Below are 254 nucleotides of genomic sequence, written 5' to 3' on the forward strand. Positions count from 1 at the left end.
GTTTTCTCCGGCAAAGCAGTTTTCGGTTCTGAGCGTACAGATCATGCCAATGCCATCATTGATGGTACGGGCTTGCGTATTGATCACAGCCGTCGGCGCGGACGTGGCGCAGGGATCAATCCCTCCGGTCGCTTTGAGAGTCAGACACGCATCGACAGCGATGACGGCTGGAACTCTCTTGAAAAAATGGAAGCGTTTAAAACCGAAGTCCAGATTGAAAAGCCGCGCAGCATTATTACGCGCAATGACTCACC

General features: G+C 52.4%; 1 pseudogene. It reads left to right on the forward strand.

The features are described 5' to 3' along the window. Positions 1-254 (forward strand): annotated as a pseudogene (locus tag HBA93_RS22210) (PA0069 family radical SAM protein); the annotation flags it as partial.

Origin of the sequence: Ochrobactrum sp. SFR4 (assembly GCF_019730395.1) — a bacterium.
GTDB lineage: Bacteria > Pseudomonadota > Alphaproteobacteria > Rhizobiales > Rhizobiaceae > Pseudochrobactrum.